General features: G+C 49.4%; 2 protein-coding genes. Both read right to left on the bottom strand.

From position 1 onward, the window contains the following. Window positions 1-1,090: YeaH/YhbH family protein (locus tag ABYT30_RS17815; protein ID WP_373097834.1), on the bottom strand; the 1,090-nt coding region annotated here is incomplete at its 3' end. A gap of 26 nt (window positions 1,091-1,116) precedes the next feature. After that, window positions 1,117-2,958 (bottom strand): PrkA family serine protein kinase (locus tag ABYT30_RS17810; RefSeq protein WP_373097832.1); only part of this gene is annotated, 1,842 nt, incomplete at its 5' end.

Here is a 2,958-nt window from a genome sequence, read left to right as displayed (position 1 = left end):
TGTCGGGCACCTCTACATAAGCAAAATAGCGGCACAAGGGTAAAATATCTTTGCTTAAGCGCATTGCACTGCGCTGCGGATCGCTGCCGAAGGCATCACCATCAGAGACTTGGGCACCATAAATATTCCACTGATTTGGTGGATAGCGCTCCTCGAGTATTTCCATCATTAAGTTCAGCGCCGACATCACCACGGTCCCGCCGGTTTGGGGGTCGTGGAAAAATGCATGCTCATCCACTTCCTGTGCATCCGAGGTATGTCGAATAAACACCAGCTCGACATGTTCGTATTTCCTGCTTAGGAATAAATATAACAACGTAAAAAAGCGCTTCGCCAAGTCTTTTTTCTGTTCTGACATCGACGCCGAGACATCCATCAGGCAGAACATAACAGCGCGACTTATGGGTTTGGGCTCCTTAACTCGGTGACGAAAGCGCAGATCATATTCATCCAGAAAGGGGATTCGCGCTATACGCTTTTCCAGCGCTTCAATTTCCTCGGCGGTACCTGCACCTGCTTTAAGTTCCTCTAATTCGCGATATAGCGGCGCTCGCAAAGCGATGCGCCTTGCCATGGCATTTTGCATGGATCGCGGCACCGACAAATTCGCCGGTACTCCGCTTGGGGTATAACCCGCTCGGCGGTAGGTAAACTGCTTAGAATCGCCTAATACATTTCGCGCTAAACGCGGCAGTTCCAAGTCATCAAAAAACAAGTTCATAAACTCTTCTTTCGAGAGTGTGAACATAAAATTATCTTGGCCTTCCTCGCCCTGTCCTTCGCCACTACCCGAGCCGCCGCCAGCGCCACCTGAGGGCGGCTTGGCGATTTTATCACCCGTAGTAAATTCCTTATTACCAGGGTGCACCATCTCGCGATCGCCGCCGCGACCAATACGAAACTTGGGTTCAGAGATATCTTTGACCGGAATACCGACTTCGCCGCCCCTCGACATATCGGTTATCGATCGATCAGCAACAATATCCGCAACTGACTTGCGCAGCTGCGCCTTGTAACGCCTGATAAAACGCTGGCGATTGCCGGCGTTTTTATTGCGATCATTCAGGCGGCGGTCAATGATCATTGACATATTACGCCCCTTTCACTGGCAGAGAGTTAACCCGATTTTCTAACCCGCAAATACCACTCGGACAACAGTCTGACCTGCTTCGGGGTATAGCCCTTCTCAACCATGCGGGTCACAAAATTCTCGTGCTTCTGTTTATCTTCCACAGAGGCCTTAGCATTAAATGAGATAACCGGCAGTAGCTCTTCAGTACTTGAGAACATTTTCTTCTCAATGACCTCACGCAGTTTTTCATAACTGGTCCAACTCGGGTTACGCCCCTCATTCTGCGCCCTCGCCCGCAATACAAAATTAACAATTTCGTTACGGAAGTCTTTAGGATTAGCTATGCCCGCAGGCTTTTCAATTTTTTCGAGTTCACTATTTAACGTGCCGCGATCGAAAATCGCGCCGGTTTCTGGATCGCGGTAATCTTCGTCCTGAATCCAGTAATCTGCAAACGTTACGTAGCGATCAAAAATATTTTGCCCGTACTCTGAGTACGATTCCAAATACGCAGTTTGAATTTCCTTACCCACGTATTCGGCATAACGCACTGCCAACCAACCTTTGATAAATTCGAGGTAAATGCGCTGGGTATCTTCAGGCAGTTGTTCGCGCAAAATACGCTGTTCCAGCACATACATTAAATGCACAGGGTTTGCCGCAATCTCAGAGTTGTCGTAGTTAAACACGGCCGACAATACTTTAAAGGCAAAGCGAGTAGACATGCCGGTCATACCTTCGTCGATACCGGCATAATCCCGATACTCTTGGAACGACTTAGCGGCGGGATCGGTATCCTTCAAGGACTCGCCGTCGTAAACCCGCATTTTGGAATAAATACTGGAATTCTCTGGCTCCTTGAGGCGTGACAGTACGGTAAACTGGGCCAACATCTCCAAAGTACCCGGTGCACAGGGCGCATTAGAGAGGGAGCTATGTCGCATTAGCTTTTGATAAATCTTGACCTCTTCAGACACCTGCAAACAGTAGGGAACCTTAACGATGTAAACTCGATCAAGGAAAGCCTCATTATGCTTATCGTTTCTAAAGGTCAACCATTCCGACTCATTAGAGTGCGCCAAAATAATGCCCTGAAACGGGATCGCCGAGAAACCTTCAGTGCCCTTGTAGTTCCCCTCCTGAGTTGCGGTTAACAGCGGGTGCAGCATCTTGATTGGCGCCTTGAACATCTCCACAAATTCAAGCAAACCTTGGTTGGCCAAGCACAAGCCACCGGAGTAGGAGTAGGCATCGGGATCATCTTGGGCGTAGGCTTCGAGCTTGCGGATATCAACCTTACCGACCAAAGTCGATATATCTTGGTTATTCTCGTCACCGGGCTCAGTTTTGGTCACAGCAACCTGCTTCAATACCGAGGGCTGAATACGCACGACTCGGAATTTACTTAAGTCACCTTCAAATTCGTCGAGACGTTTAATCGCCCAAGGCGAAGCCAATCCAGTGAGATAGCGCTTTGGGATGCCGTATTCTTCTTCCAACTGCTCGCCGTCGCGCAGCGGGTCAAACAAGCCCAGTGGCGACTCATTGATGGGGGAGCCTTTCAGCGCATAAATCGGCGCGGCCTCCATTAATTTTTTTAAGCGTTCAGCAATAGAAGATTTACCACCACCAACAGGACCAAGCAGATACAAGACTTGCTTGCGCTCCTCCAAGCCCTGAGCGGCATGTTTAAAAAATGCCACTATTTGCGCAATAACGTCTTCAAGCCCGTAAAATTCTTCAAATGCCGGATAGCGGGGAATAAGCCGATTGGAAAAAATACGCGACAAGCGTGGATCTTTGCGGGTATCAATAAGCTCTGGCTCGCCGATAGCGGCCAGCATTCGCTCCGCGGGGGTTGCGTAAGCAAGGGGGTCCTGTCGACA

It is taken from the genome of Zhongshania sp., from assembly GCF_041623545.1.
In the GTDB taxonomy this organism is placed as follows: Bacteria; Pseudomonadota; Gammaproteobacteria; order Pseudomonadales; family Spongiibacteraceae; genus Spongiibacter.
Note: the sequence above shows the minus strand (reverse complement) of the source record. Positions and strands in the feature narration are given on the sequence as shown.